Here is a 24,664-nt window from a genome sequence, read left to right as displayed (position 1 = left end):
TTTTGAGATTAAACTTCAACAAGTGCATCAACAGCCTTAAAAGCCTCTACTAAGTCTGCCTTTAAATCTTCGATATCCTCCAGACCTACCGAAAGACGAATGAGATCTTTTGTTACTCCAGTCGATTCTTGGGCCTCGTCACTTAGCTGTTGGTGTGTTGTACTTGCTGGGTGAATAATTAGAGATTTTGTGTCACCAATATTTGCAAGGAGCGAAAATAGTTTTGTTGTATCTGCAATCGTCTTGGCAGTATCAAATCCTCCTTTTACTCCGAAAGTAACTAATCCGCTTTGCCCATTTGGCAAATAACGATCTGCCAAAGATTTGTAAGCACTCGTTTCTAGTCCTGGATAATTAACCCAAGTCACCTGCTCTTGTTGTTGAAGCCATTTGGCAAGAGCCAATGCATTTTCGCTGTGTTTTTTAATTCTTATTTCAAGCGTCTCAAGGCCTTGAATAATTTGAAAAGCATTGAAAGGGCTTAATGCAGCACCGTAATCTCTGAGCCCTTCTATTCTAACTTTCGCGATAAATGCTGCAGCTTCTAGCGCTTCGCTGTATACTAATCCATGGTACCCGGCTGAAGGCTCTGTAAATTCTGGGAATTTCCCATTAGCCCAATCAAATGTACCTGCATCGATAATTACACCACATAAAGCAGTACCGTTACCATTGATGTATTTTGTAAGTGAATGGATGACAATATTTGCGCCATATTCAATTGGATTTAGCAAATAAGGCGTTGCCACCGTATTGTCTACAATCAAAGGGACTTTATAGGCCTTAGCCTCATTATAAATAGCTTGAATGTCCAATACATCTAACTTAGGATTTCCAAGAGACTCTATAAAAAACGCACGCGTGTTCTCTTGAGCTGCATTTTTGAAATTTTCAGCATCAGAGGGATCGACAAAAGTTGTAGTAATTCCATGTCTTGGAAGGGTAACACTCAATAAATTGTAAGTTCCTCCATACAAGCTACTAGAAGCCACAATGTGGTCCCCAGCTTTCAGTAAGGTGAGTAATGAAGTCGCTATAGCTGATGTTCCTGAGGCAGTAACTACAGCAGCAATTCCTCCTTCAAGAGCAGCTAAACGCTGTTCGAGAACGTCGTTTGTAGGGTTGTTAATTCGAGTGTAAATGTTTCCGGTCTCAGCAAGAGCAAAGAGATTTGCCGCATGATCTGAATCGTTGAAAACATAAGCAGTAGATTGATAAATTGGTACAGCACGTGTACCTCCATTTTGAGCGGTGTCATGTCCCGCATGTAATGCATTTGTTGCAAATTTTTGAGTACTCATTTTTCTATTTTTTGAGTTAATAATAAATTAAAACAAAAGTCAAACACACCATTTCTGGCGAATCTTAAAGAAAAATGTTAAAAAGAATTCAGATATACTAAAAGTATCTCTTGTTATCTATCTAATTATAAAAATATAAGAAGTAGAATTTAGCACCTTCTCCAATAGTTTGCAGGGTTGCTAAGGCGTCAACAGGTCTATTCCTTCAGCCTTTCTTGATAACATTTCACTAAATTATTGAACTTTGTGAGTGCAAATATTCAAATATTAAAATTTAAAAACCAAATAATTTTCTAAAAAAAATAATAAACCTATGTTAATTTAGTAAATTTTTCTCTTATTATGTCTGCTGTAGACTTATTTTCTATTTTACTCTCTAGCCAGGAAATAATATCAAGGTACAAAAAGGCACGGCGCTCGTAAGGGTGGTTTTCATAAGTAAGTAATTTTTGAAGAAGAGACTTGAATGCAGCTTTTAATTGATGGGGGTAAATATCTACAAGCTTTCTTAAAAAAGCAACCATTTCACGCTGAACAGCGTATAAATCCTCCATTTTAATGAGAAATTTATAGGTGTTTTTAATAAGTCGATCCAATTCGTAATCCTCGCCGGCCTCATAGTGTGCTACTAAATTTAATATGCGCGAAAAACAGAGCAAGTCCTCGCGCATCTGAAGTGATTTGTTATTTATAATTTTTGAAAGATATTTGATGGCATTTACATAATCTTCCGTTCCAAAATACAAACTTGCTATTTTGTAATAAAAAACCATAACATGATGTTCATCAACCTGGTCCGAATGCGTCTTTAAACCGGCAACAACCTCGTTGATTAAAGGTAGACCTTCTTTAAATGTTCCCTGAATAAAATGCAAATTAATTTTATTAGAATAGACGTATAAGAAAACCAAACCATCAATATTCTCGTCTCGAGGAAACCAAGATTTTAGAACAATTTGCTCTAACTCGCTAAGTACAGTTTTGAATTTTTTGTGGTGCTTTACAAAAAATAAAGCCTCTAAAAGGTATTGGTAACCTCTTAAAAAGAATACAGGGTTCAAACGAATCATAGGCTCATTATCGTAAAATAAATCAACCCACTTTTTGGAATATTTATAACAGGATTTAAAATCTTGTACCAAAAAACTATACCACAAATAAGATTTATACAACCAAAGTTTTTCTCTGAAACCAAGCTCCTTCAATTCAAATTTAGGCATCCGCTTATTGAAATAATTTGTTACATTTTGGTATTCAGTGTCGTTTTTGACATAGCCTGTTTTAAGAAACAATCCGTAGAGCTGTAAAGACAAATTCGAAAGTTTACTGGCAATTAAATTCTGGCGACTTAACATTTTAGCTTGAACAGTAAGCTCGTCAGCTCTATTACTTAGACTTCTAGTGATGTACTGAGATTCAACAACTTTTTCAAGTTCAACAATTTCATAAGCAATATTTTTTTCTTGATTTGTTATGGCTTGAGCCTTTGCCTTGTCTAAAATTTTCAAACTTTGCTTATACAAACCTTTGTGATAAAGAATGGTAGCAAAATCAAGTTGCTCTCTGAGCTGTATTCTTAAATTCTGATGTGAAGGATTAAGCCGCAAGCTTATAAGAATCTGTTTGTACAAGTGTGCTTTGAGGTTTGAAAGCTGTTGCTTTTTCACAAAACCCTCTTTTAAAATAGCTTGCTCATTATATAGCTTTAATTTTTCCATGACTTTAAACAACAATAAAAATTTTGAGTCTTCATTTACTCCAAGTCGTCCGATGTAAAGCTTAAATTGCCTCTTTTCGGACTTTGTCAGCGATCTAATCAGAATAAATAAATTATCTTTTTGTGGTTTAGTCATAATTTAAAAATAGATGTAAAACCTTGAAAATCAATTTCTTATGACCCTACATCAGGGGGTAAACATCGTAAAATTATTAATAATATCTTAGGTTAAATTTTTCAAAAAAATTAAATTCGTTAGCCAATATATAATATATTTACAGATATGTCCAACACAAATGTCCAAATATTTGATACAACCCTACGTGATGGGGAGCAAGTACCTGGCTGCAAACTCAATACAGAGCAGAAAGTAATCATTGCCGAGCAGCTGGATTTATTAGGAGTTGACATAATCGAAGCTGGGTTCCCAGTTTCTAGCCCAGGAGATTTTGCGTCAGTAGAGGCCGTCTCAAAAATTGTAAAAAATGCTACAGTATGTGGCCTGACTCGATCTGTTGAAAATGACATTAAGGTCGCTGCTGAAGCTCTTAAGTATGCCAAAAAACCAAGAATTCATACAGGAATCGGAACTTCTGATTCACACATAAAATTTAAGTTTAGATCCAACAGAGAAGCAATCATTGAACGTGCGGTTGCTGCAGTTAGGTATGCAAAATCTTTTGTTGAGGATGTTGAATTTTACGCTGAAGATGCTGGCCGAACAGACAACGAATTTTTAGCAAAAGTGTGTGAGGAGGTTATAAAAGCCGGGGCTACAGTATTAAATATTCCCGACACTACTGGGTATTGCCTCCCGCAGGAATATGGCGCAAAAATTAAATTCCTGAAAGAAAACGTAAAAGGTATTGATAAAGCCATTTTATCTTGCCATTGCCACAACGATTTAGGGCTTGCAACTGCCAATTCGATTGAAGGCGCAATTAATGGCGCAAGACAAATAGAATGCACTATAAATGGGATTGGTGAACGCGCGGGAAATACTGCTCTTGAAGAAGTGGTTATGATTATGAAGCAGCACCCATACCTAAATCTGGATACTAACATCAATACCCCCATGCTCTATGACTTGAGCCAGCTTGTCTCAGACCACATGGGCATATACGCTCAACCCAACAAAGCTATTGTTGGCGCAAACGCTTTTGCACACAGCTCTGGGATACATCAAGACGGTGTCATAAAAAACCGCGAAACCTACGAAATTATTGACCCAAAAGACGTCGGAGTTACCGAATCAGCTATTGTTCTTACTGCAAGAAGTGGACGCGCAGCCTTGGCCTACAGAGCTAAAAATGTTGGTTATGAATTGACCAAACTTCAGTTAGATGTAGTATACAAAGACTTCTTAAAATTTGCTGATGCTAAAAAAGAGGTTCTCGACAACGATATTCACACAATAATAGAATCCAGTTCAATTTATAACGAACTCCGCTAAATATAACATGAAAAAAACTTTGTTTGATAAGGTTTGGGATGCACATGTTGTGGACGCTATTGATAACGGCCCACAAATACTTTACATTGACAAACATTTAATCCATGAGGTCACAAGCCCTCAAGCATTTAACGAATTAAAGGACCGAGACATACCAATCTTTAGGCCCACCCAAATTGTTGCTACTGCTGACCATAACACCCCAACTCAAAACCAACATCTTCCAGTTCGAGATGACCTATCGAGGCATCAGCTCGAACAATTAGCAATAAATTGTAAAGCAAACAATATTACTCTATATGAGTTGGGACATAAATACAATGGTATTGTTCACGTTATGGCTCCAGAGCTTGGAGTAACTCAACCTGGCATGACTATGGTTTGTGGAGACAGCCATACTTCCACACACGGCGCTTTTGGAACTATTGCATTTGGCATAGGCACCAGTCAAGTAGCACAAGTATTTGCAAGTCAATGTTTGCTTCTTACAAAACCCAAAAGTTTGCGCGTTACCGTAAATGGAACACTCAAAAAAGGCGTTTTACCAAAAGACGTTATTCTCTATATCATTTCTAAGCTAGGAACTAATTCCGGAACCGGTTATTTTTGTGAATATGCAGGAGATGTTTTTGAAAATATGAGCATGGAAGGCCGAATGACCGTTTGCAATATGAGTATTGAAATGGGTGCCCGAGGAGGAATGATTGCTCCCGATCAGACAACTTTTGAATATATCAAAGGACGTGAATTTGCTCCAAAAGGAGAAGAGTTCGAAAAAAAGGTAGCCTATTGGAAATCCTTACCAACAGATGACGGCGCTTCATTTGATAAGGAATATATATTTGATGCTGAAGATATTGACCCAATGATTACTTATGGCACTAATCCGGGGATGGGTATAAAAATCTCTGAAGCTATTCCAAATTCAAAAAATGAATCAGATAAGAAATCTTTAGCCTACATGAACTTCTCAGCCGGAGAAACGCTTCTAGGAAAGCCTATTAATTATGTTTTCATTGGAAGTTGTACTAACTCCAGAATTGAGGATTTTCGCGTAGCTGCAAATTACATAAAAGGCAAACGAAAAGCAGACAATGTCACTGCGTGGCTTGTTCCTGGAAGTAGACAAGTGGAAACACAAATTGTTGAAGAAGGACTCAAAGATGTATTTGAAGCTGCTGGCTTTGAACTCAGACAACCTGGCTGCTCAGCTTGTTTGGCCATGAACGATGATAAAATACCTCAAGGCGAATATTGTGTTTCTACTTCCAACAGGAATTTTGAAGGCCGACAAGGTCAAGGCTCAAGGACAATTTTGGCAAGCCCCTTGGTCGCGGCAGCAACTGCAGTAGAGGGTGCAATTATTGATGTCTCAAAACAATTCTCATAATGGAAAAATTTTCAACCTTAATTTCAACCGCAGTACCATTAGACATTTCTAATGTGGACACCGATCAAATCATCCCTGCTCGCTTTTTGAAAGCAACAGATAAAAAGGGGTTTGGTGATAATTTATTTAGAGACTGGAGATACAACAAACAAGGAGACCTCATTGAGGATTTTGCACTTAACAAATCCAAATACTCTGGCAGTATCCTCGTTGCAGGAGATAATTTTGGTTGTGGTTCTAGTCGTGAACACGCTGCTTGGGCGCTTGCAGGATATGGATTAAAAGTAATTATATCTAGTTTTTTTGCTGATATATTTAAAGGCAATGCGCTTAATAACGGATTATTACCTATTCAAGTTTCAGCGGAAGTTCTGCAACAACTCTTTGAAGCCATAAAGCATAACCCTGTGGTAGAATTTAAGATCGATCTTGAAGCGCAAACGCTCTCTGTTTTACAAACAACTATTAAAACCCATTTTGATATTGACCCATATAAAAAAACTTGCCTTATCAATGGGTACGATGATATTGATTATTTGCTAAGTAAAAAAAATAAAATTGAAGCCTTTGAACTTCAAAAATCTAACTCACTATGAACTTAAAAATCGCTGTACTTCCAGGAGATGGCATTGGCCCAGAGGTAACAGAACAAGCTGTAAAAGTACTTGATGCCATTGCGCAAAACTACAATCATAAATTTAATTACAGTTACGCAGATGTAGGTGCAATTGCCATTGACAACCACAATGACCCATTACCAAAAAGCACTTTGGATTTATGTAAGTCTACCGACGCTATTTTATTTGGTGCCATTGGCGACCCTAAATACGACAATAATCCTTCGGCCAAGGTGCGCCCAGAGCAAGGCCTATTAAAACTAAGAAAAGAATTAGAATTGTTTGCCAACATAAGACCGGTAAAGGCCTATGATAAATTGCTAAAAAAATCCCCCCTCAAAAAGAGCATCATTAAAGGAACTGACATTAGTATTTACAGAGAACTCACCGGTGGATTGTATTTTGGGGAAAAGAAAATAAGTGACGATGGCAATACGGCCTCTGATTTGTGTACGTATACAAGATTGGAAATCGAACGCATCGCACACCTTGCATTCAAAGCTGCCAGAAAAAGAAGGCATAAAGTTACTTTGGTAGATAAAGCTAATGTTTTGGAAAGCTCACGCCTTTGGCGAAAAGTGGTTACGGAAGTTGGAAAAGAGTATTCTGATGTGGAGCTTGCATTTCTATTTGTGGATAATGCTGCCATGCAAATGATACTGAACCCCACTCAATTTGATGTTATTTTAACAGAAAACTTATTTGGTGATATTATCAGCGACGAAGCGAGTGTTATTGGTGGATCAATTGGGTTGTTAGCTTCGGCTTCTGTTGGTAAAAAATACGCTATGTTTGAACCCATACACGGTTCTTATCCACAAGCAACAGGAAAAGGAATTGCTAACCCAGTGGCCTCTATACTATCTGCAGCAATGCTATTGGATCATTTTGATTTGAAAGATGAGGCCAGTATGATAAGAAAAGCTGTAGACAAGTCATTACACTTGCAAATCACTACACCTGATTTGAACCAAAAATACGATAATGTGACCACCAGTAAAGTAGGCGATTTTATTGAAGATTTTATAAATAATCCTGAAGATTCTAATTTAAATTTTTCAAATATTTATCTAGGCCAATCAACGATAATATAAAAAGGTTGCATTTGACCAAAAAAAAAAGCTTCATGCAAATGCATGAAGCTTTTTTATTACAATTTAATTGTTTTGCCATTATCGTTTTTGAAACGATATTCTAAATACGTGTAAGCATCTCTAGGCATAATTTTAACCCATTTTTTATATTGAAAATACCATTTCAAACGAATAGATGGGAACCCTTTTGTTATATAGGCGGCGATAAAAGGGTGTGTGTTTAAAGTCACACTTTTATTACCTTTTTTGATAATTTGATCGAGTTGGTGATTGATTTTGTCAATCAAAACAATAGGCGCTTCAACTTCAGAACCATTTGTTCCATTTGGATTTGCTTCTTTTGTTTTGATATTCATTTCTGGCCGAACACGTTGACGCGTAATCTGAATAAGTCCAAATTTGCTCGGCGGCAAAATTTTGTGTTTTGCTCGATCGTCCTTCATTTCATCTCTGAGATGATTGAAGAGTTTTTTGCGATTTTCTGCACTACTCATGTCAATGAAATCAACGACAATGATACCGCCCATATCTCGAAGCCTAAATTGTCTTGCCAGCTCTGTAGCTGCAATCATATTGACTTCTATAGCGGTGTCTTCTTGGTTTTTTTCTTTACTAGTTCGGTTGCCACTATTGACATCCACAACATGAAGTGCTTCTGTATGCTCTACAATGAGATAAGCCCCTTTGGGTAGTGAAACTGTTTTCCCAAACGAGGTTTTAATCTGACGTTCAATTCCATATTTTTCAAAAATTGGTGTTTTGGAATTGTAGTGCTTGACAATAGATTCCTTGTGAGGAGCAATTTCAAAAACATAATCTTTGATTTTATCACAAAGATCTTGATCATCAACGGTTATCTTAGTAAAGCTGTCATTAAAAATATCCCTCAAAATAGAGGAAGCCTTGTTCATTTCTCCTAAAACCTTACTAGGTGTATGTGCCTTGGGAATGCTTTTGCAAACAGTTTCCCATTTTGCGTACAAATTTTGCAAATCTTTGTCAAGTTCGGCTACTTTTTTGCCTTTGGCCACAGTTCTAATAATTACACCAAATCCTTTGGGTGTAATACTTTTGACCAGTCGCTTCAAACGCTCTTTTTCTGCACGACTTTCAATTTTTTGAGAAATTGAAATTCGCTCTGAAAATGGCACTAGTACTAAATAGCGCCCCGCAAATGAAAGCTCTGAACTAATTCTTGGCCCCTTAGATGATATTGGTTCTTTTACAATTTGAACCAACAAAGATTGATTTGGCTTAATGGCTTTATCAATTTTACCATCTTTATGAATGTCTTTTTCGTAAGGAAAATCTTTTAGAGAAAAATCTTTTTGTTTACCTGTGCTTACACGTTTTATGAATTTCAACAAAGAAGGAAGTTTTGGCCCCAAGTCATGATAATGCAAAAATGCATCTTTATGATATCCTACATTTACAAATGCAGCGTTGAGTCCAGGAATAGATTTTCTAACTTTGGCTAAAAACACATCGCCAACTGAAAATTTATTGTTTTCCTTGTCCTTTTGAAATTCAATTAGTTTTCCATCTTTTAATAAGGCAAAATCAACATTGTCTGAACTGGATCGAATTATTAATTCTTTATTCATAGTGTTAATTTTAATCTATACAACGGTAGTTGCACAGATGGATTATACAATAATTTTTATTCACCGATGACAATATACCATGGCGATAATTAATTTTCACAGGATTTAATCCCGGTAAATTCTAGAAGTCGAATAGGTAAAATTGACTGTCTATGAATTTGATTTCAATGAACTTATAATTTAAAAACTGAAAAAGTAGCACATGCTACTTTATCAGTTTACTTTTTTTTGTGTCGGTTTGCACGACGACGTTTCTTACGCTTGTGCGTAGCTACCTTGTGTCTTTTACGTTTTTTACCACTGGGCATATATACCTTTTTTTATTAATTAATTATTTACTTTAACCTTCTTCTTAACACCATCAAGAAATACTTTTGAGGGTTTAAAAGACGGTATATTGTGTGCAGGGATTTTAATGGATGTATTTTTTAATATATTTCTACCAATTTTCTCCGCGCGAGTTTTTATCACAAAACTACCAAAACCTCTGAGGTAAACGTTATTGCCTGACTCTAGGGATGCTTTTACTTCATTCATAAAAGATTCCACAGTAGCAAGAACATCAGTTTTTTCAATTCCTAAATCATTAGAAATTTTCGATACAATTTCTGCTTTTGTCATTTTATTGCACTTTTAAGTTAATGTCATTTAAGGGCTTGCAAATATATGTATTTTAATTTCAATATTTCAATCCTTAAGAATTAAAATTTATCCGTTGAATAGTTTATTTTTGTTGCTGACGCTTGAAAAAAATGAACTTTAATTCAAAATTAACCCATTGGTATTCAATTCATAAAAGAGATTTGCCATGGCGCCTCAATAAAGACCCCTACAGCATTTGGTTGTCCGAAATCATACTACAACAAACTCAAGTTAAACAAGGATTGCCCTATTATTTGAAGTTTATTGCCCATTACCCAACAGTTTTTGATCTTGCCAATGCAAGTGAAGATATGGTTCTCAAAGACTGGCAAGGGTTGGGTTATTACTCAAGAGCAAGAAATCTACACCTTACCTCCAAATATATTGCTGAGGAGCTAAATGGGGTTTTTCCTAAAAGCTACAAAGATTTAATACAACTAAAAGGGGTTGGTGATTACACGGCGAGTGCAATTGCTTCCATCTGCTACGAGGAAAAAACAGCCGTAGTCGATGGCAATGTTTATAGAGTGTTGTCTCGTTTTTTTGGAATAGACACACCCATAAACTCAACTCAAGGCGTTAAGCAATTCAAAACTCTGGCCTCATCTCTGTTACCAAAAACTAAAATTGGTGATTATAATCAGGCCATCATGGAATTTGGTGCACGCCAATGTAAACCCAAATCTCCAGATTGCTCAATATGCCCTCTTACTAAGGACTGCGTGGCCTTTAATACAGGAAAGATCACTATCCTTCCTACAAAGCTAAATAAAACGAAAATAAAAAAACGGTATTTAAACTTTTTGGTGGTAAAATCAAAAGATGGGAAAACAATACTTGAACAGCGAACGAGCAAGGGAATTTGGCAAAACCTCTACCAATTTCCTCTTTTTGAAACTTCTGAAAAGATGACTAAAACAGATTTTAAATTAAATCAAAATCATATCAAAACTAAGGATCTAATGGTCGAAACAGTGGATTTGTTCAACAGTAAAGAGGTCATCCACCGACTTTCACATCAAGAATTACACATCAAATTTTGGATATTAAAGACCTGCGAATCGTTAAAAGAGGGAGTGCTGTGGTCGGAAATTTCAAAATACGCAGTCCCTATAGTTATTGATCGATTTATTAAGAAATTTCAATCTTAGTTATCATTTTTTTAAATATCTTTATAACTTAAACATTCATCCTCTTTCAACTAAAACATATGTCTGGAACACTAAATAAAGTCATGCTCATCGGTCATTTGGGTGACAACGTTAAAATCCACTATTTTGATGACAGCAATTGTGTGGGGCGCTTCCCTCTGGCTACCAATGAGACATACACCAACAAACAAACAAACGAAAAGGTAACCAATACAGAATGGCACAACATTGTTGTACGCAATAAGGCAGCAGAAATTTGCGAAAAGTATTTAAAAAAAGGAGATCGCGTATACATTGAAGGACGCCTTAAAACTCGCAAGTGGCAAGATGATAAAGGAAGTGATCGTTACTCCACCGAAATTGTATGTTCAGATTTTACATTTTTGACAGCAAAAACTGACCAGACACAACAATCGACTAATACCCCTGTAGAGTCTTCACCACACCAAGCAGTAAATCCATCAACGACAGAAACAGAAAATCATGATGATTTACCCTTTTAATTGTACCACCAACTAAATTCATTTGGACGCTGAGCGCACTCTATTCCTAAATTTTATAGACCCCCACTTATTATTCGGCGGGGTCTCTCTTGTAATTCTTTTGGTATGCTCTGCCCTTATTTCTGGTGCAGAGGTAGCTCTATTTTCATTGAGTAAATCAGATTTAGAACCAGAAGAAAACACCCCTTCAAAAGCACTTGAAACAATTATTGCTCTGCTGCATCGACCAAAGAAATTGTTAGCCACTATTTTAGTTGCTAATAACTTTATAAATATCGGGATCGTCTTACTTTTTGCTTCGCTTAGCGAACACCTATTTAAAGGCGTTAATTCCGAACTTGACTTGGTGTTTTTTAAAATCGATTTGGTCTTTTTTATTGAGGTCATTATTATAACTTTTTTGATTTTAATGTTTGGTGAAATTTTACCGAAAATATATGCCAACAGGAACAACTTAAAATTCTCAAAATTCATGGCAAGACCGCTAAAGATTTTAGATGTTCTGTTTGCACCCATCAGCATGCCGATGCGCAGGCTTACTTTAATGATCCATAAAGGGCTGGGAAAACAAAAATCTAATCTTAATGTAGATTATCTTTCTCAAGCACTCGAGTTAACAAGCGAAGAGGATACAACCAAAGAGGAACAGAAAATTCTTCAGGGCATAGTCTCATTTGGGAATACAGACACAAAACAAGTGATGCGCCCTCGTATCGACATTTTTGCATTAGAATCATCATTAAAATTTGAGGCTATTATCCCAGAAATTGTAGCTCATGGTTACTCTAGAATTCCAGTTTATGAGAACTCTATAGACTCTGTATCTGGAATTTTATATGCTAAAGATCTTTTGCCTCATTTGCAAAAAAAAGAATTCGACTGGAATAGCTTATTAAGAGTACCATTGTTTGTCCCAGAAAATAAAAAGTTAGATGATTTGATGGTTGAGTTTCAAGAGAAAAAAATTCATCTAGCTATTGTGGTAGATGAATATGGAGGAACATCTGGAGTGGTTTCTTTGGAGGATGTAATAGAAGAAATTGTAGGAGATATTAGCGATGAATTTGATGATGATGATTTGATTTATTCAAAAATTGACGAAAATAATTATGTGTTTGATGGTAAAACAGCGCTGAAAGATTTCTACAGGATCATAAAACTTAAGGATGAGTCTATATTCGAAAACCATAAAGGAGAAGCAGAAACTATTGCTGGATTTGTGCTTGAAATTTCCAAGAGCTTTCCTAAAATTAGATCTAAAATAAAATTTAATTCCTACACATTTATTGTTGAAGGTATTGATAACAAAAGAATAAAACAACTAAAGGTTACACTTCTGAAATAATGCATCGTCTAATAGTCATATTGATTTGTTTTTGTTTTGCTTGCCAACAAACAAACGTGCCAAAACCAAAGGCTTTTTTACGCCTAGATTATCCCAAAGCTAAATACCAACCACTAAAAACCGCAATGCCTTTTTTATTTAAAAAAAATAAAATCGCTACAGTTGAGACCATAACAAAAAATAATCAGTTGCTCGGATTAAATCTAAATTATAACACACTCAATGCCACCTTATATTTAACGTATAATAATTTGGACAACAACCTTCAAACTTATTTATCAGAAGCTAAATCGATTACCCAAAAACATGCGCAAATGGCTCGAGAGGTTTCTGAGCGTTCATTTGAAAATGAAACCACAAAAACATTTGGCAAATTATATGAGCTCAGTGGGCCTGTTGCCTCACAGCTGCAGTTTTATATTTCTGACAATAAAAAACATTTTCTTTCAGGCGCTTTATACTTCAAAACACGCCCAAATTACGACTCAATTTTACCGGCTGTGGATTATGTCAAAAATGATATTTTAAAGCTAATGGAAAGTATACACTGGAGAAATTAATCTTTGGTTAGACTATTCCAGCCTTGTGCCTTTAGGGGGATTTTTTCTTCTCCGCGAGTAACCAAGTGCATGCCAGAGCTTGGCTCAGTCATGTAACCAATTACAGTCAAATTTGGGTTGCCTTTAATTTTAGAATAGTCCTCTTGACTAATAGTCATCAAAAGCTCATAGTCCTCACCCCCGCTCAAAGCAATTGTTGTGCTGTCCATATTAAATTCTTCACAAGTCGAAATTACTTGAGGGTCCAACGGAATTTTTTCTTCGTAAAGATCACAGCCTACATTACTTTGTTTACATATATGCATAATTTCTGAAGACAAGCCATCGCTAATATCAATCATAGCAGTTGGCTGAACCTCAAGATCTTGAAGCAATTTTACAACATCCTTTCGCGCCTCTGGTTTCAATTGACGTTCAATAATATAAGTATAAGCATCCAAATCCGGTTGATTGTTTGGATTGACTTTAAAAACTTCTTTTTCGCGTTCCAATACCTGAAGCCCCAAGTAAGCAGCGCCAATATCTCCAGTAACTACGAGAAGATCATTTGGTTTAGCGCCACTTCGTTTTGCAATTTTAGAAGAACTTATTTCACCAATAGCTGTAATTGAAATCGTAAGACCACTTTGTGAAGAGGTCGTATCTCCACCAATAACATCGATGCCATAAATAGAAGCTGCAGTGCGAATACCATCGTACAGAGCTTCCAGTGCCTCCAATCCAAAACGATTTGATACCGCTATAGAAACGGTTATCTGAGTCGCTTGAGCATTCATGGCGTAAATATCAGATAAGTTTACAACAACTGCTTTGTACCCCAAATGCTTGAGGGGCATGTAACTCAAATCAAAATGAACTCCCTCTACCAATAAATCTGTGGAGACAACAACCGATTTGTCCTTAAAATCAAGAACTGCGGCATCATCACCAATCCCTAAAATTGTAGTTGTGTTTTGTACAGAAAAATTAGACGTTAAATGTTCAATTAAGCCAAATTCACCTAAAGCCGAAAGCGCTGTTTTCTTATGGTTTTTATCTTCTATCATACTGCAAAAATACGGTAATTATGCATTTTTTAAGATTTAATAATAGAATTTAATGTAAATTGTGGTTTCCAAATTAAGACTTTAAAACTAATGCACTTTACTACAAAAAGATTTGCCTTTATTTTATTTCTATCCTTTACAGGATTACTACTGAACTGCGAAAATGAAGCTGTTGGCGTTTCTTATTCAGATACAGATGGTGACGGTATTTACGATGCAATAGATAATTGCCCATCAACTGCTAACATTGATCAAGTGGATAGCGACAATGATGGTATCGGTGATGTTTGTGACGATGTCAATTTTACTGCCCAACCATGCGTCAATGGTTTTGCCGATATATACCCTTGTGATGGTTATGATTTAATCGGCTATTTATCCCTAGAAGATTTAAGCATTCCTTCTTCTGAGGGTGGGGGTCTTTCAGGGAATGATTCTTGGGGTTGGACAGATTCTGAGGATGGAAAAGAATACGCATTAATAGGGCTATCCTCCCATGCCGCTTTTGTTGACATAAGCAATCCAAACAATATGAAACTCATTGGAGTTTTACCTACAGCAACCGTAAATAGCTCTTGGCGGGATATAAAAGTTTATGATGACCATGCTTTTATTGTTTCTGAGGCAGGGAGTCATGGGATGCAAGTATTTGATTTAACCCGCTTACGTGATGTACAGAATCCACCGGTTGAGTTTAATGCAGACACCCATTTCACTGAGTTTGGCAGTGCCCACAATATTGTCATTAACGAAGAGTCTGGTTATGCTTATGTTGTTGGCACCAATAGAAATGGACCTTATCAAGGTGGTCCTTTATTCATTAATATCCAAAACCCAACTTCGCCTGTTTTTGAAGGTGGATTCAGTGATGGTGGTTATTCTCATGATGCACAAGTAGTAACATACAATGGGCCTGACACAGATTTTACAGGAAAAGAAATCCTTATTGGCAGCAATGAAGACGAAGTCGTTATTGTTGATGTTTCAGACAAAGAAAATCCAACAACAATTTCAACAACCGACTACAGCAACATCAAGTATACTCATCAAGGGTGGTTTACAGAAGATTTGCGGTACTTTATCGTGGGAGATGAGCTCGACGAGCAAAACTTTGGCAACAATACACGAACACTGATTTTTGATTTCAATGATTTGGATGATCCAATTTTAAGTTTTGAGTATTTTTCACAAAACACCTCTATTGACCACAACGGATATACTCTTGGCGATAGTTATTTCTTAGCTAGCTACAGAGCGGGTATGCGCGAAATTAGTATCAGTGATATTGGTAATCAATCCATGAGTGAAGTAGGCTTTTTCGATACTTACCCTGAAAATGATAACGCCAATTTCAATGGTGTGTGGAATGTTTACCCCTATTTCGAAAGCGGAAATATAATCATAAGCGACATAGAAAAAGGCCTGTTCATTGTCAAAAAAAGCAATTAATAAAATCTAAATGACCCTAATACAAAACATTAAAATAGTTTGTTTTGTTCTCATTATACTTCTTGGCTCAGTGGGGTGTAGTTCTACTGAAAACGATCAACCTTCAACTGGAAATGAAGCTATAGAAATTCAACAAATTTTAACCTTAGGGGGAACAAGAAATGAGAGCGCTCAGTCAGTGGTAAGCACTTCAGATGGAGGCTATGCCGTTTTGGGATACACCCAAAGTATGGATGAGGATATTCTAAACAAAACCAATAACTCTTACGATTATCTTTTGTTAAAATTTAGTGCTGATGGTGAACAACAATGGCAAAAAATTTATGGAGGTACAGACGATGACCGCGGACAAGATATAATCGTGACCAATGACGGCGGCTATGCAATTATAGGCAGCAGTAAAAGCAGCGACAATGATGTTTCAGCCAATGCGGGTTACAATGACTTTTGGTTAGCAAAACTCAACACCACAGGAACAATACTTTGGGAAAAATCCTTAGGTTACGCAGGTGCCGACAGTGCTTTTTCTGTTATTCAAACTCAAGATCAAGGGTATCTTTTATCTGGTGTCCTTGATGTTTCAGCTTCTGGGGGTGAAGGAAATAGCCGCATAAACACGCAAAGACACGCAGGTGGAGATTATTGGGTCATTAAACTCGACACAGGTGGTAACCTCCAATGGAGTCGTTATTTTGGAGGTACATTTACAGACACGGCTTATGATGCCGTTGAAACACAAAATGGAAACTTCATAATTGTTGGATCCTCAGACAGCGAGGATATAGACATCAATAATAACAAAGGATCATATGATTTTTGGGTTTTAAAAGTTTCCAGCTCAGGTACTTTAATTTGGGAAAAATCTTATGGAGGTAGTGAAATTGATGAAGCCAGGGCAATTACTGGAACTCAAGACGGAAATTTTATTATTGTTGGGGACAGCAGAAGCAACGACGTAGATATTTCTTCAAACAATGGCGCTGCAGATATTTGGGCAATTAAAATAAACTCTGATGGCGATGTGCTGTGGGAAAATAGTTATGGAGGAAGTGGGTTTGACGGTGTTCAATCTATCTATAAAACCCAAAATAATGATTTTATTGTTGCTGGGAATTCGAGAAGCGATAACGGATATCTTACAAATAATAATGGACAAAATGATGCCTGGCTCTTCAAAATCAATACCCATGGAACACTCAAAGCACAATCCTCGTTGGGCGGAAGTGATATTGATCTTTTAATGGATGTTACTGAGCTTGAAAATGGCACAATAATTGGCGTTGGAAATTCTAACAGTTCAAATTTAGATTTGCCGGAAAACAAAGGTTTTACAGATATTCTAATAATCAATGCAAGCCAATGAAACTTCAACTGACACTTTTAATATTTACCCTTACTTTGTTTAGTTGTTCATCTGACAACAAAGATGATGTTTTAGCTACAGCGCCCATAAATTTGACATTTACACACAAATGGGGTAACGCATTAGTAACAAACGAAGACTTTAATAATATTCAATTCATAAATGCATATGGCAACGAACTTAGTATTGAGCGGTTGAGGTATCTAATTTCTAAAATACAATTGACCAAGGCTTCAGGAGATGTCACAACATTAGACGAGTACACCCTTGTTGATTTGGAAAATGAAAGCACATTGAATTTTAGTTCAAATCAATCCGTTTCTTTAGGGGAATATACTAAGGTTTCTTTTATTTTCGGGTTCACAAATGAAGACAATGGCGATGGAATACACCCTGAATTGAACTCTGTGTCGTGGAATGTTCCAGCAATGCTGGGTGGTGGATACCACTATATGCAGCTGGACGGCAAGTTTGTAAACTCCACTGGAGCGCAGGCAGGATACAATTACCATGCAATTCGCGCGGCAGATAACCCAGGACCAAATCCTAGTTTCCCTCAAGACACCTTTTTTGAAGTTAACTTAGGCGCTATAACACTGTCAGAGAATACCCAAATTAATATAGAAATGGATATATCGCAATGGTTTGAAAACCCCTATTTGTGGGATTTAAATGAATACAATCAAATGTTGATGCCCAACAGTGCGGCGCAAATTTTGATGTTTAATAATGGTCAAAATGTTTTTAACTTAGTATCTGTTGAGTAACAATTTAAAACATATAATCTTCATTTTCGCCCTATGCCTTTCTTGTTCAGAGGATGAGGCAGCTGTAATTAATGGCTATGTCCCAACGCCCGTAAATTTAAACATCCCAGAAGTATTCCAAGGACGAATCTTACCGCCTGTAATTCCAACGAATAACCCTTTGACTCAAGAGGGTATTGCATTAGGCAAACTATTGTTTTTTGACAAACAACTTTCAGCCGACAACACTCAATCTTGCGCCAGCTGCCACAATCCAACAAAGGCCTTTACCGATGGCCTGCGATACAGTATAGGCATAGATAACATTGAAGGAACCAGGAATGGTATGCCCCTATTTAACTTAGCATGGAATTATGATGATAGGTTTTTCTGGGATGGAAGAGAATTAGGCCTTGAGCGGCAGGTATTTGACCCCATAACTAACCCTATTGAAATGCACAACACCCTCCAAAGTCTTGTGCATAAGCTCCAGCAAGACACTACATATCCCCCACTTTTTGAACAGGCTTTTGGAAGCGCAACAATTGACTCTGTCGGGATAAGTAAAGCCATCGCACAATTCGAACGCAGTATTATTTCAGCTGATTCAAAATTTGACCGCTATCTTTTGGGGGAAGCTACCCTTACTTCAGAAGAAATTGAAGGATTTAATATTTTTATGGATGAAAATCGTGGCGATTGTTTTCATTGTCACGGCAGTGAAAACAACCCTCTTTGGACTGATAATAAATTTCACAACAACGGGCTAGATGCCAACCCGACAGACTTGGGGCTGGCGCTTGCTACAGGCGACCCTAATGACAATGCCAAGTTTAAATCACCGTCGCTGCGCAATCTAGCCTTTACAGCACCTTATATGCATGACGGGAGATTTGCAACCTTAGAGGAAGTAATCGACCACTACAGCGAAGGACTACAAAATTCTTCGACTGTAGATCCACTGATGAAAAAAGTAGCACAAGGCGGGGTGCAACTAAACCCAACAGAAAAAGCAAATCTCAAAGCATTTTTGTTATCGCTCTCAGATTTTAGCTTCATTAATAACCCTGAGTACGCACAACCATAATAAAAACCTATAATTGCATATGCTAATATAATGTTAGGAAATAGCATCGTAAGGTGTTATGTTGTATATTTGTTCCCTAATTTAGAAACTTTCTATTTAAGAAGTTATGATAAATGTAAGCGAAGTAGCAAAAAGTAAAGTTGAAACCCTCATGCAAGAGGATGGCTTTAATCCAGCAACCGATTTTGTTCGTGTAGGGGTAAAAAGCGGAGGTTGCTCAGGCTTATCCTATGATTTAAAATTTGATAAAAGCCAAAATGAAAGCGATAAACTCTTTGAAGACAATGGCATCAAAATAATTGTAGACACCAAAAGCTTTCTATACCTCATCGGAACAACCTTGGACTATTCAGGTGGTCTTAACGGTAGTGGTTTCGTTTTTAAAAACCCAAATGCCAACCGCACGTGTGGTTGTGGAGAATCTTTTTCTCTTTAAATAATTAACAAAACACAGGAATGAATAAGTACACTGAAGACGACTTAAGAGAAGAGCTAAAAACCAAGCAGTACGAATATGGTTTTTACACAGATATAGAGTCTGAGACCTTTCCTGTAGGCCTAGATGAGTCTATTGTACGCGCCATTTCTGAGAAAAAAAATGAACCCAAATGGATGACCGATTGGCGCCTAGAAGCCTTCAAGATTTGGAAAGAAATGGATGAACCTGATTGGGCGAACGTTTCATATGAAAAACCTGATTTTCAAGCCATATCCTATTACTCGGCACCCAACAGCAAGCCGAAATACGATTCTCTGGACGAAGTAGATCCAGAACTTTTAGCAACATTTGAGAAACTGGGCATTTCTTTAGACGAACAGAAAAAACTATCAGGAGTTGCAATGGATGTTGTTGTTGATTCAGTATCAGTCGCCACTACTTTTAAGAAGACATTATCGGAAAAAGGCATCATTTTTATGAGCATTTCTGAAGCCATAAAAGAACACCCTGAATTGGTCAAAAAATATATAGGTACAATTGTCCCCAAAAGAGATAACTATTATGCTGCATTGAACAGCGCAGTATTTAGTGATGGAAGTTTTTGCTACATCCCAAAAGGTGTGCGCTGCCCAATGGAACTCTCTACCTACTTTAGAATAAACCAAGCTGGAACAGGACAGTTTGAGCGCACATTAGTTATCGCAGACCAAGGAAGTTACGTAAGTTATTTAGAAGGATGCACAGCGCCAAGTCGGGATGAAAATCAATTGCATGCAGCAGTAGTGGAACTTATTGCATTAGAAGATGCAGAAATTAAATACTCTACTGTTCAAAACTGGTATCCTGGGAATGCGGAAGGAAAAGGAGGAGTTTACAACTTTGTTACAAAGCGCGGATTGTGCGAAAAAAATGCAAAGATCTCATGGACCCAAGTGGAAACGGGTAGCGCGGTAACTTGGAAATATCCGTCATGTGTTTTAAAAGGTGATAATTCTGTTGGTGAATTTTACTCAATAGCTGTAACCAATAACTACCAACAAGCAGATACAGGCACCAAAATGATTCACCTCGGTAAAAACACTAAATCAACCATTATAAGCAAGGGAATTTCCGCAGGAAAATCACAAAATAGTTACAGAGGATTAGTGCAAGTAAGCTCTAGAGCGACTAACGCCCGAAATTTCTCCCAATGCGATAGCTTATTGATGGGTAATGAATGTGGGGCACACACTTTTCCTTACATTGAAGCCAAAAATAAAACAGCACAAATTGAACATGAGGCCACTACGAGTAAAATCGGTGAAGATCAAATATTTTATTGTAATCAAAGAGGTATTGATACTGAAAAAGCCATTGCGCTTATTGTAAATGGTTTTAGCAAAGATGTACTTAACAAATTGCCTATGGAATTTGCCGTTGAGGCGCAAAAATTATTAGAAATAAGTCTTGAAGGCTCTGTTGGGTAAATTTTAGAATCATGAAAAAAATCAGCTTTATATTTCTGTTTATAATCAATTTTGGATGTGTAAATTCTTCCGAAAAGCTTACAACCATTAAAGGGGGATATCTGTTCTTTGATGATGCCGCTGTGTTGCAGACAGATCACGAAATATATGGGGTTTACATGAGCGAAAAAGCACTTGAGCTCAACAAGCGAGCGGCACAACTTCAAGCAACTGACTCAGAAATGATTTACGTAGAACTCAAAGGGATTATTTCTACTGAAAAACATGAAAAAATCCTGTGGGAAAAGAAATTTGATATCAAAAAAATCATATCTGTTAAAGCAGATGAAAAACCTAATAATACGCTAATTCTAGGAACAAATTAACTATGCTAGAAATAAAAAACATACATGCACAAATAGACGAAAAATCTATTCTAAAAGGAATTAATTTAGATATTAAAGCCGGTGAGGTACACGCCATAATGGGGCCCAATGGCTCTGGAAAAAGTACACTTGCTTCGGTTATTGCGGGTAAAGAAGAATATGAAATCCAGCAAGGATCAATTCTTTTCGACGGTAAGGACATTGGTGAATTGAGCGTTGAAGAGCGTGCACACCAAGGGGTGTTTTTGTCGTTTCAATATCCTGTTGAGATTCCTGGAGTTACAGTTACAAATTTTATTAAAACAGCTCTTAACGAAACACGTAAAGCAAAAGGCTTAGAAGATATGCCCGCTAGCGAAATGCTGAAACGTATCCGTGAAAAATCAGAACTTTTAGAAATTGATCGCAAATTTCTTTCGCGCTCACTCAATGAGGGTTTTTCTGGGGGTGAGAAAAAAAGAAATGAAATATTTCAAATGGCAATGTTGGAACCAAAACTAGCTATTTTGGACGAAACGGATTCTGGCCTTGACATTGATGCATTAAGAATTGTAGCCAATGGCGTCAACAAATTAAAAACCAAGGACAATGCTGTATTAGTGATCACACATTACCAGCGCCTATTAGATTATATTGTTCCTGATTTTGTTCATGTTCTTTACGATGGAAAAATTGTGAAGTCTGGGGGTAAAGAACTGGCCTTTGAACTTGAAGAAAAAGGTTATGATTGGATCAAAAAAGAAGTGAATCAACGCTAAATAATTGACGGTTTTATGAGCCTAAAAGAAAAATTATTGTCTTCCTTTATTGCCTTTGAAAATCAAATTTCAATGGAAAGCAACTTAATGGCTAACTTAAGAGGTGAGGCGATTAAAGTTTTTGAAAATGAAGGTTTTCCAACTAAAAAAAATGAGGACTGGAAGTATACTTCGTTAACTAAAGTCCTTAAGGAAGACTTTAGTGTTTTTGCAAACACCGAAAATACAATTGAATACAAAGATGTACAGCCCTATTTGATACAAGATATCGATAGTTACAAAATTGTCTTCGTGGATGGACAATATGCTTCACATTTATCTAAAACTACCCACGAAGCCATTGACGTTTGCCTCATGTCTTCTGCATTGAACAAGTCAAAATATCAAGCAGTAATTGAAAACTATTTCAATAAAATTGCTGAAAAAAACGGATTAAATGCGCTAAACACTGCCTTTTGCCACGAAGGAGCTTACATTCATATCAAAAGGAATAAACTTTCTGATCGGCCGATTCAAATCATACATTTTTCTACAGGAAAGGAGACAGCTATGTTATTGCAGCCCAGAAACTTAATCGTGGTTGATGAAAATGCGCATGTACAAATCATCGAGCGCCACCAAAGTTTAAGTGAAAATCCAACTCTAACAAATAGTGTGACAGAAATTTTTGCAGGTAAACGAGCTGTTATTGATTACTACAAAGTACAAAACGATAAATCTGAAGCGTCACTTATAGACAATACATTCATTGAACAACATAAAGAAAGTAATGTTGCCGTTCACACCTTTAGTTTTGGAGGAAAGCTCACGAGAAATAACCTGAACTTTTATCAAAAAGGACAGCGCATTGATTCCACATTAAAAGGAGTTACAATCATTGGTAACAAACAACATGTAGACCACAACACGCTCGTGCATCATATAGAACCTAATTGTGAAAGTCATCAAGATTACAAAGGGATTTTTGGCGATAGTGCTGTTGGTATTTTTAATGGTAAAGTTGTCGTTGAAAAGGAAGCTCAAAAAACAAACGCCTTCCAAGCGAACAATAATTTATTGGTCAATGATAAAGCGACTATAAACACAAAACCACAACTTGAAATATTTGCAGATGATGTAAAATGTTCTCACGGTTGTACCATAGGTCAATTGGATGAAAATGCCATGTTTTACCTGCGTGCGCGCGGTATTCCAGAAAAGGAAGCAAAAGCATTGCTGATGTATGCATTCGCTAACAATGTTCTAGAAAGCGTTAAAATTCCACAGCTCAAAAATCGAATTAATAAATTGATCGCACAAAAACTTGGTGTTAATATTGGATTTGATTTGTAATGAAAAATCAGAATACTTATTTAAATGTCCACGAAATTCGAAAAGATTTTCCCATATTAAACCGGAAAATCAATGGGAAGTCTTTGGTTTATTTTGACAATGCTGCAACTGCACAAACCCCAAAGCAGGTGATTGATGTAATTGTTGATTATTACAGCTTATACAATGCTAATATTCACCGCGGTGTACACCAACTCAGTCAGGAAGCTACAGATAAATATGAAGAATCGAGGCAAACCATACAGAAACATTTTAATGCTAAACACGCACACGAAATCATTTTCACGTCGGGAACAACACACAGCATTAATCTTGTTGCCAGTGGCTTCAGATCTATCCTTAAAAAAAATGATGTCGTATTGGTTTCTGCTCTTGAACACCACAGTAATATTGTTCCATGGCAAATGCTTTGTGAAAAAACAGGAGCACTACTTAAAGTAATTCCAATGACTCAAGAAGGGGAGCTAGACATGGATGAATTTGAGACCCTCCTAAAATTAAAACCTAAATTAATTTTTACGAATCATATTTCAAATGCTTTAGGCACCATCAACCCCATCAAAAAAATTATTACAAAAGCCCACAGTGTAGGTGCAGCTGTACTTGTAGATGGCGCACAAGCTTGCCCACACATTAAGTCCGATGTACAAGAGTTGGATGTTGATTTCTACGTCACATCGGCCCATAAAATGTGTGGCCCAACTGGTGTAGGAATGTTATATGCCAAAGAAGAGTGGTTAAAAAAACTACCTCCATACCAGGGTGGTGGTGAAATGATTTCCGAGGTTACTTTCGACAAGACAACTTATGCGGATTTACCACATAAATTTGAGGCTGGAACACCAAATATTTGTGGTGGGATAGCTTTTGGAGCTGCTATAGATTATATGAATTCTATTGGATTCGAACACATAGCGGCCTATGAAAATGAGCTTTTAGCCTACGCCACCACTAAGCTGCTGGAAATTGAGGGCTTAAAGATTTATGGCACCTCAAGCAACAAAACATCTGTTATCTCGTTCAATATTGAGGGTGTTCATGCTTACGATCTAGGCACTATTATAGACAAATTAGGTATTGCCATCAGAACCGGCCAACATTGCGCACAACCAATTATGGATTTTTACGGTATCTCAGGAACTGCGCGCGCGTCTTTTGCTTTCTACAACACAAAAGAAGAGATAGATCTGTTGGTTGCAGCTCTAAAAAAAGCCCAACGTATGCTGAGTTAATTTA

The 24,664-nt window shown here is 36.8% G+C and carries 23 protein-coding genes and 1 riboswitch; of the genes, 18 read left to right on the top strand and 5 right to left on the bottom strand.

Going from position 1 to position 24,664, the window contains the following annotated elements:
• Positions 1–8: 8 nt before the first annotated feature.
• Both FORMA_RS06955 and FORMA_RS06950 read right to left on the bottom strand, forming a co-directional pair.
• On the bottom strand, positions 9–1,301 hold the full coding sequence (locus FORMA_RS06955; RefSeq protein ID WP_069674980.1) for an O-acetylhomoserine aminocarboxypropyltransferase/cysteine synthase family protein: 1,293 nt from the start codon (positions 1,299–1,301) through the stop codon (positions 9–11).
• Between the two features lie 110 nt (positions 1,302–1,411).
• Positions 1,412–1,526: riboswitch (SAM riboswitch) on the bottom strand.
• Between the two features lie 86 nt (positions 1,527–1,612).
• Positions 1,613–3,154, bottom strand: a complete 1,542-nt coding sequence (locus FORMA_RS06950; RefSeq protein WP_069674979.1) for a hypothetical protein — start codon at positions 3,152–3,154, stop codon at positions 1,613–1,615.
• 147 nt (positions 3,155–3,301) lie between these two features.
• On the opposite strand from FORMA_RS06950, the gene FORMA_RS06945 reads away from it, so the two are divergent.
• The 4 genes from FORMA_RS06945 to leuB are packed head-to-tail and all read left to right on the top strand — an operon-like array spanning position 3,302 to position 7,572.
• Positions 3,302–4,471, top strand: a complete 1,170-nt coding sequence (locus FORMA_RS06945) for a 2-isopropylmalate synthase (protein ID WP_083236574.1) — start codon at positions 3,302–3,304, stop codon at positions 4,469–4,471.
• A 7-nt stretch (positions 4,472–4,478) separates the two neighbouring features.
• Positions 4,479–5,861 (top strand): 3-isopropylmalate dehydratase large subunit, encoded by a 1,383-nt coding sequence (gene leuC, locus FORMA_RS06940; RefSeq protein WP_069674978.1) that lies wholly within the window; start codon positions 4,479–4,481, stop codon positions 5,859–5,861.
• Positions 5,861–6,457, top strand: a complete 597-nt coding sequence (gene leuD / locus FORMA_RS06935; RefSeq protein ID WP_069674977.1) for a 3-isopropylmalate dehydratase small subunit — start codon at positions 5,861–5,863, stop codon at positions 6,455–6,457. Before leuC ends, leuD begins: the two co-directional genes overlap by 1 nt.
• Complete coding sequence (gene leuB, locus FORMA_RS06930) at positions 6,454–7,572, top strand: 3-isopropylmalate dehydrogenase (RefSeq protein WP_069674976.1); 1,119 nt, start codon at positions 6,454–6,456, stop codon at positions 7,570–7,572. Before leuD ends, leuB begins: the two co-directional genes overlap by 4 nt.
• A gap of 56 nt (positions 7,573–7,628) precedes the next feature.
• On the opposite strand, the gene FORMA_RS06925 is transcribed toward leuB, so the two are convergent.
• Together FORMA_RS06925 and FORMA_RS06920 are read right to left on the bottom strand one after the other, a co-directional pair.
• On the bottom strand, positions 7,629–9,176 hold the full coding sequence (locus tag FORMA_RS06925; protein WP_069674975.1) for an Rne/Rng family ribonuclease: 1,548 nt from the start codon (positions 9,174–9,176) through the stop codon (positions 7,629–7,631).
• Between the two features lie 327 nt (positions 9,177–9,503).
• Positions 9,504–9,797: an HU family DNA-binding protein gene (locus FORMA_RS06920; RefSeq protein WP_069674974.1), complete on the bottom strand. Its 294-nt coding sequence runs from the start codon at positions 9,795–9,797 to the stop codon at positions 9,504–9,506.
• Between the two features lie 131 nt (positions 9,798–9,928).
• On the opposite strand from FORMA_RS06920, the gene mutY reads away from it, so the two are divergent.
• The 4 genes from mutY to gldD are packed head-to-tail and all read left to right on the top strand — an operon-like array spanning position 9,929 to position 13,377.
• Positions 9,929–10,969, top strand: a complete 1,041-nt coding sequence (gene mutY, locus FORMA_RS06915; protein ID WP_069674973.1) for an A/G-specific adenine glycosylase — start codon at positions 9,929–9,931, stop codon at positions 10,967–10,969.
• A gap of 59 nt (positions 10,970–11,028) precedes the next feature.
• Entirely contained in the window at positions 11,029–11,472 is a 444-nt protein-coding gene (locus tag FORMA_RS06910) for a single-stranded DNA-binding protein (RefSeq protein ID WP_069674972.1), read from the top strand.
• A gap of 22 nt (positions 11,473–11,494) precedes the next feature.
• Positions 11,495–12,817, top strand: coding sequence for a gliding motility-associated protein GldE (locus tag FORMA_RS06905; RefSeq protein WP_069674971.1), 1,323 nt, complete (start codon positions 11,495–11,497; stop codon positions 12,815–12,817).
• Positions 12,817–13,377, top strand: coding sequence for a gliding motility lipoprotein GldD (gldD, locus tag FORMA_RS06900; RefSeq protein ID WP_069674970.1), 561 nt, complete (start codon positions 12,817–12,819; stop codon positions 13,375–13,377). Before FORMA_RS06905 ends, gldD begins: the two co-directional genes overlap by 1 nt.
• On the opposite strand, the gene thiL is transcribed toward gldD, so the two are convergent.
• On the bottom strand, positions 13,374–14,423 hold the full coding sequence (gene thiL, locus FORMA_RS06895; RefSeq protein ID WP_069674969.1) for a thiamine-phosphate kinase: 1,050 nt from the start codon (positions 14,421–14,423) through the stop codon (positions 13,374–13,376). The genes gldD and thiL overlap by 4 nt on opposite strands.
• A 90-nt stretch (positions 14,424–14,513) precedes the next feature.
• Between thiL and FORMA_RS06890 the strand changes: the two genes are divergently transcribed.
• The 10 genes from FORMA_RS06890 to FORMA_RS06845 all read left to right on the top strand — a co-directional run bounded on the left by FORMA_RS06890 (position 14,514) and on the right by FORMA_RS06845 (position 24,660).
• Positions 14,514–15,872, top strand: a complete 1,359-nt coding sequence (locus tag FORMA_RS06890; protein WP_083236573.1) for a choice-of-anchor B family protein — start codon at positions 14,514–14,516, stop codon at positions 15,870–15,872.
• A 10-nt stretch (positions 15,873–15,882) separates the two neighbouring features.
• Positions 15,883–17,235 (top strand): hypothetical protein, encoded by a 1,353-nt coding sequence (locus FORMA_RS06885; protein WP_069674967.1) that lies wholly within the window; start codon positions 15,883–15,885, stop codon positions 17,233–17,235.
• The gene (locus FORMA_RS06880; RefSeq protein WP_069674966.1) at positions 17,232–18,002 is read left to right on the top strand and encodes an MbnP family protein; all 771 of its coding nucleotides are present in this window, start codon (positions 17,232–17,234) and stop codon (positions 18,000–18,002) included. The genes FORMA_RS06885 and FORMA_RS06880 overlap by 4 nt, the downstream gene beginning before the upstream one ends.
• Entirely contained in the window at positions 17,995–19,068 is a 1,074-nt protein-coding gene (locus FORMA_RS06875; RefSeq protein ID WP_197500752.1) for a cytochrome-c peroxidase, read from the top strand. The genes FORMA_RS06880 and FORMA_RS06875 overlap by 8 nt, the downstream gene beginning before the upstream one ends.
• Before the next feature lie 106 nt (positions 19,069–19,174).
• Positions 19,175–19,504, top strand: coding sequence for a HesB/IscA family protein (locus tag FORMA_RS06870; RefSeq protein WP_069674965.1), 330 nt, complete (start codon positions 19,175–19,177; stop codon positions 19,502–19,504).
• Positions 19,505–19,524: 20 nt separating this feature from the next.
• Complete coding sequence (gene sufB, locus FORMA_RS06865) at positions 19,525–20,973, top strand: Fe-S cluster assembly protein SufB (protein ID WP_069674964.1); 1,449 nt, start codon at positions 19,525–19,527, stop codon at positions 20,971–20,973.
• Between the two features lie 11 nt (positions 20,974–20,984).
• Positions 20,985–21,338: a hypothetical protein gene (locus FORMA_RS06860; protein ID WP_069674963.1), complete on the top strand. Its 354-nt coding sequence runs from the start codon at positions 20,985–20,987 to the stop codon at positions 21,336–21,338.
• A 2-nt stretch (positions 21,339–21,340) separates the two neighbouring features.
• The gene (gene sufC, locus FORMA_RS06855) at positions 21,341–22,096 is read left to right on the top strand and encodes a Fe-S cluster assembly ATPase SufC (RefSeq protein ID WP_069674962.1); all 756 of its coding nucleotides are present in this window, start codon (positions 21,341–21,343) and stop codon (positions 22,094–22,096) included.
• Between the two features lie 15 nt (positions 22,097–22,111).
• Positions 22,112–23,428 (top strand): Fe-S cluster assembly protein SufD, encoded by a 1,317-nt coding sequence (gene sufD / locus FORMA_RS06850; RefSeq protein ID WP_069674961.1) that lies wholly within the window; start codon positions 22,112–22,114, stop codon positions 23,426–23,428.
• Entirely contained in the window at positions 23,428–24,660 is a 1,233-nt protein-coding gene (locus tag FORMA_RS06845) for an aminotransferase class V-fold PLP-dependent enzyme (protein ID WP_069674960.1), read from the top strand. The genes sufD and FORMA_RS06845 overlap by 1 nt, the downstream gene beginning before the upstream one ends.
• The last annotated feature ends 4 nt before the right edge of the window (positions 24,661–24,664 follow it).

This window comes from Formosa sp. Hel3_A1_48 (assembly GCF_001735715.1).
Classification (GTDB): domain Bacteria; phylum Bacteroidota; class Bacteroidia; order Flavobacteriales; family Flavobacteriaceae; genus UBA3537.
Note: the sequence above shows the minus strand (reverse complement) of the source record. Positions and strands in the feature narration are given on the sequence as shown.

Coding starts and splice junctions, on each gene's coding strand:
- FORMA_RS06955 (WP_069674980.1), bottom strand. CDS start 1,301: ATGAGTACTCAAAAATTTGCAACAAATGCATTACATGCGGGACATGAC.
- FORMA_RS06950 (WP_069674979.1), bottom strand. CDS start 3,154: ATGACTAAACCACAAAAAGATAATTTATTTATTCTGATTAGATCGCTG.
- FORMA_RS06945 (WP_083236574.1), top strand. CDS start 3,302: ATGTCCAACACAAATGTCCAAATATTTGATACAACCCTACGTGATGGG.
- leuC (WP_069674978.1), top strand. CDS start 4,479: ATGAAAAAAACTTTGTTTGATAAGGTTTGGGATGCACATGTTGTGGAC.
- leuD (WP_069674977.1), top strand. CDS start 5,861: ATGGAAAAATTTTCAACCTTAATTTCAACCGCAGTACCATTAGACATT.
- leuB (WP_069674976.1), top strand. CDS start 6,454: ATGAACTTAAAAATCGCTGTACTTCCAGGAGATGGCATTGGCCCAGAG.
- FORMA_RS06925 (WP_069674975.1), bottom strand. CDS start 9,176: ATGAATAAAGAATTAATAATTCGATCCAGTTCAGACAATGTTGATTTT.
- FORMA_RS06920 (WP_069674974.1), bottom strand. CDS start 9,797: ATGACAAAAGCAGAAATTGTATCGAAAATTTCTAATGATTTAGGAATT.
- mutY (WP_069674973.1), top strand. CDS start 9,929: ATGAACTTTAATTCAAAATTAACCCATTGGTATTCAATTCATAAAAGA.
- FORMA_RS06910 (WP_069674972.1), top strand. CDS start 11,029: ATGTCTGGAACACTAAATAAAGTCATGCTCATCGGTCATTTGGGTGAC.
- gldD (WP_069674970.1), top strand. CDS start 12,817: ATGCATCGTCTAATAGTCATATTGATTTGTTTTTGTTTTGCTTGCCAA.
- thiL (WP_069674969.1), bottom strand. CDS start 14,423: ATGATAGAAGATAAAAACCATAAGAAAACAGCGCTTTCGGCTTTAGGT.
- FORMA_RS06890 (WP_083236573.1), top strand. CDS start 14,514: ATGCACTTTACTACAAAAAGATTTGCCTTTATTTTATTTCTATCCTTT.
- FORMA_RS06885 (WP_069674967.1), top strand. CDS start 15,883: ATGACCCTAATACAAAACATTAAAATAGTTTGTTTTGTTCTCATTATA.
- FORMA_RS06880 (WP_069674966.1), top strand. CDS start 17,232: ATGAAACTTCAACTGACACTTTTAATATTTACCCTTACTTTGTTTAGT.
- FORMA_RS06870 (WP_069674965.1), top strand. CDS start 19,175: ATGATAAATGTAAGCGAAGTAGCAAAAAGTAAAGTTGAAACCCTCATG.
- sufB (WP_069674964.1), top strand. CDS start 19,525: ATGAATAAGTACACTGAAGACGACTTAAGAGAAGAGCTAAAAACCAAG.
- FORMA_RS06860 (WP_069674963.1), top strand. CDS start 20,985: ATGAAAAAAATCAGCTTTATATTTCTGTTTATAATCAATTTTGGATGT.
- sufC (WP_069674962.1), top strand. CDS start 21,341: ATGCTAGAAATAAAAAACATACATGCACAAATAGACGAAAAATCTATT.
- sufD (WP_069674961.1), top strand. CDS start 22,112: ATGAGCCTAAAAGAAAAATTATTGTCTTCCTTTATTGCCTTTGAAAAT.
- FORMA_RS06845 (WP_069674960.1), top strand. CDS start 23,428: ATGAAAAATCAGAATACTTATTTAAATGTCCACGAAATTCGAAAAGAT.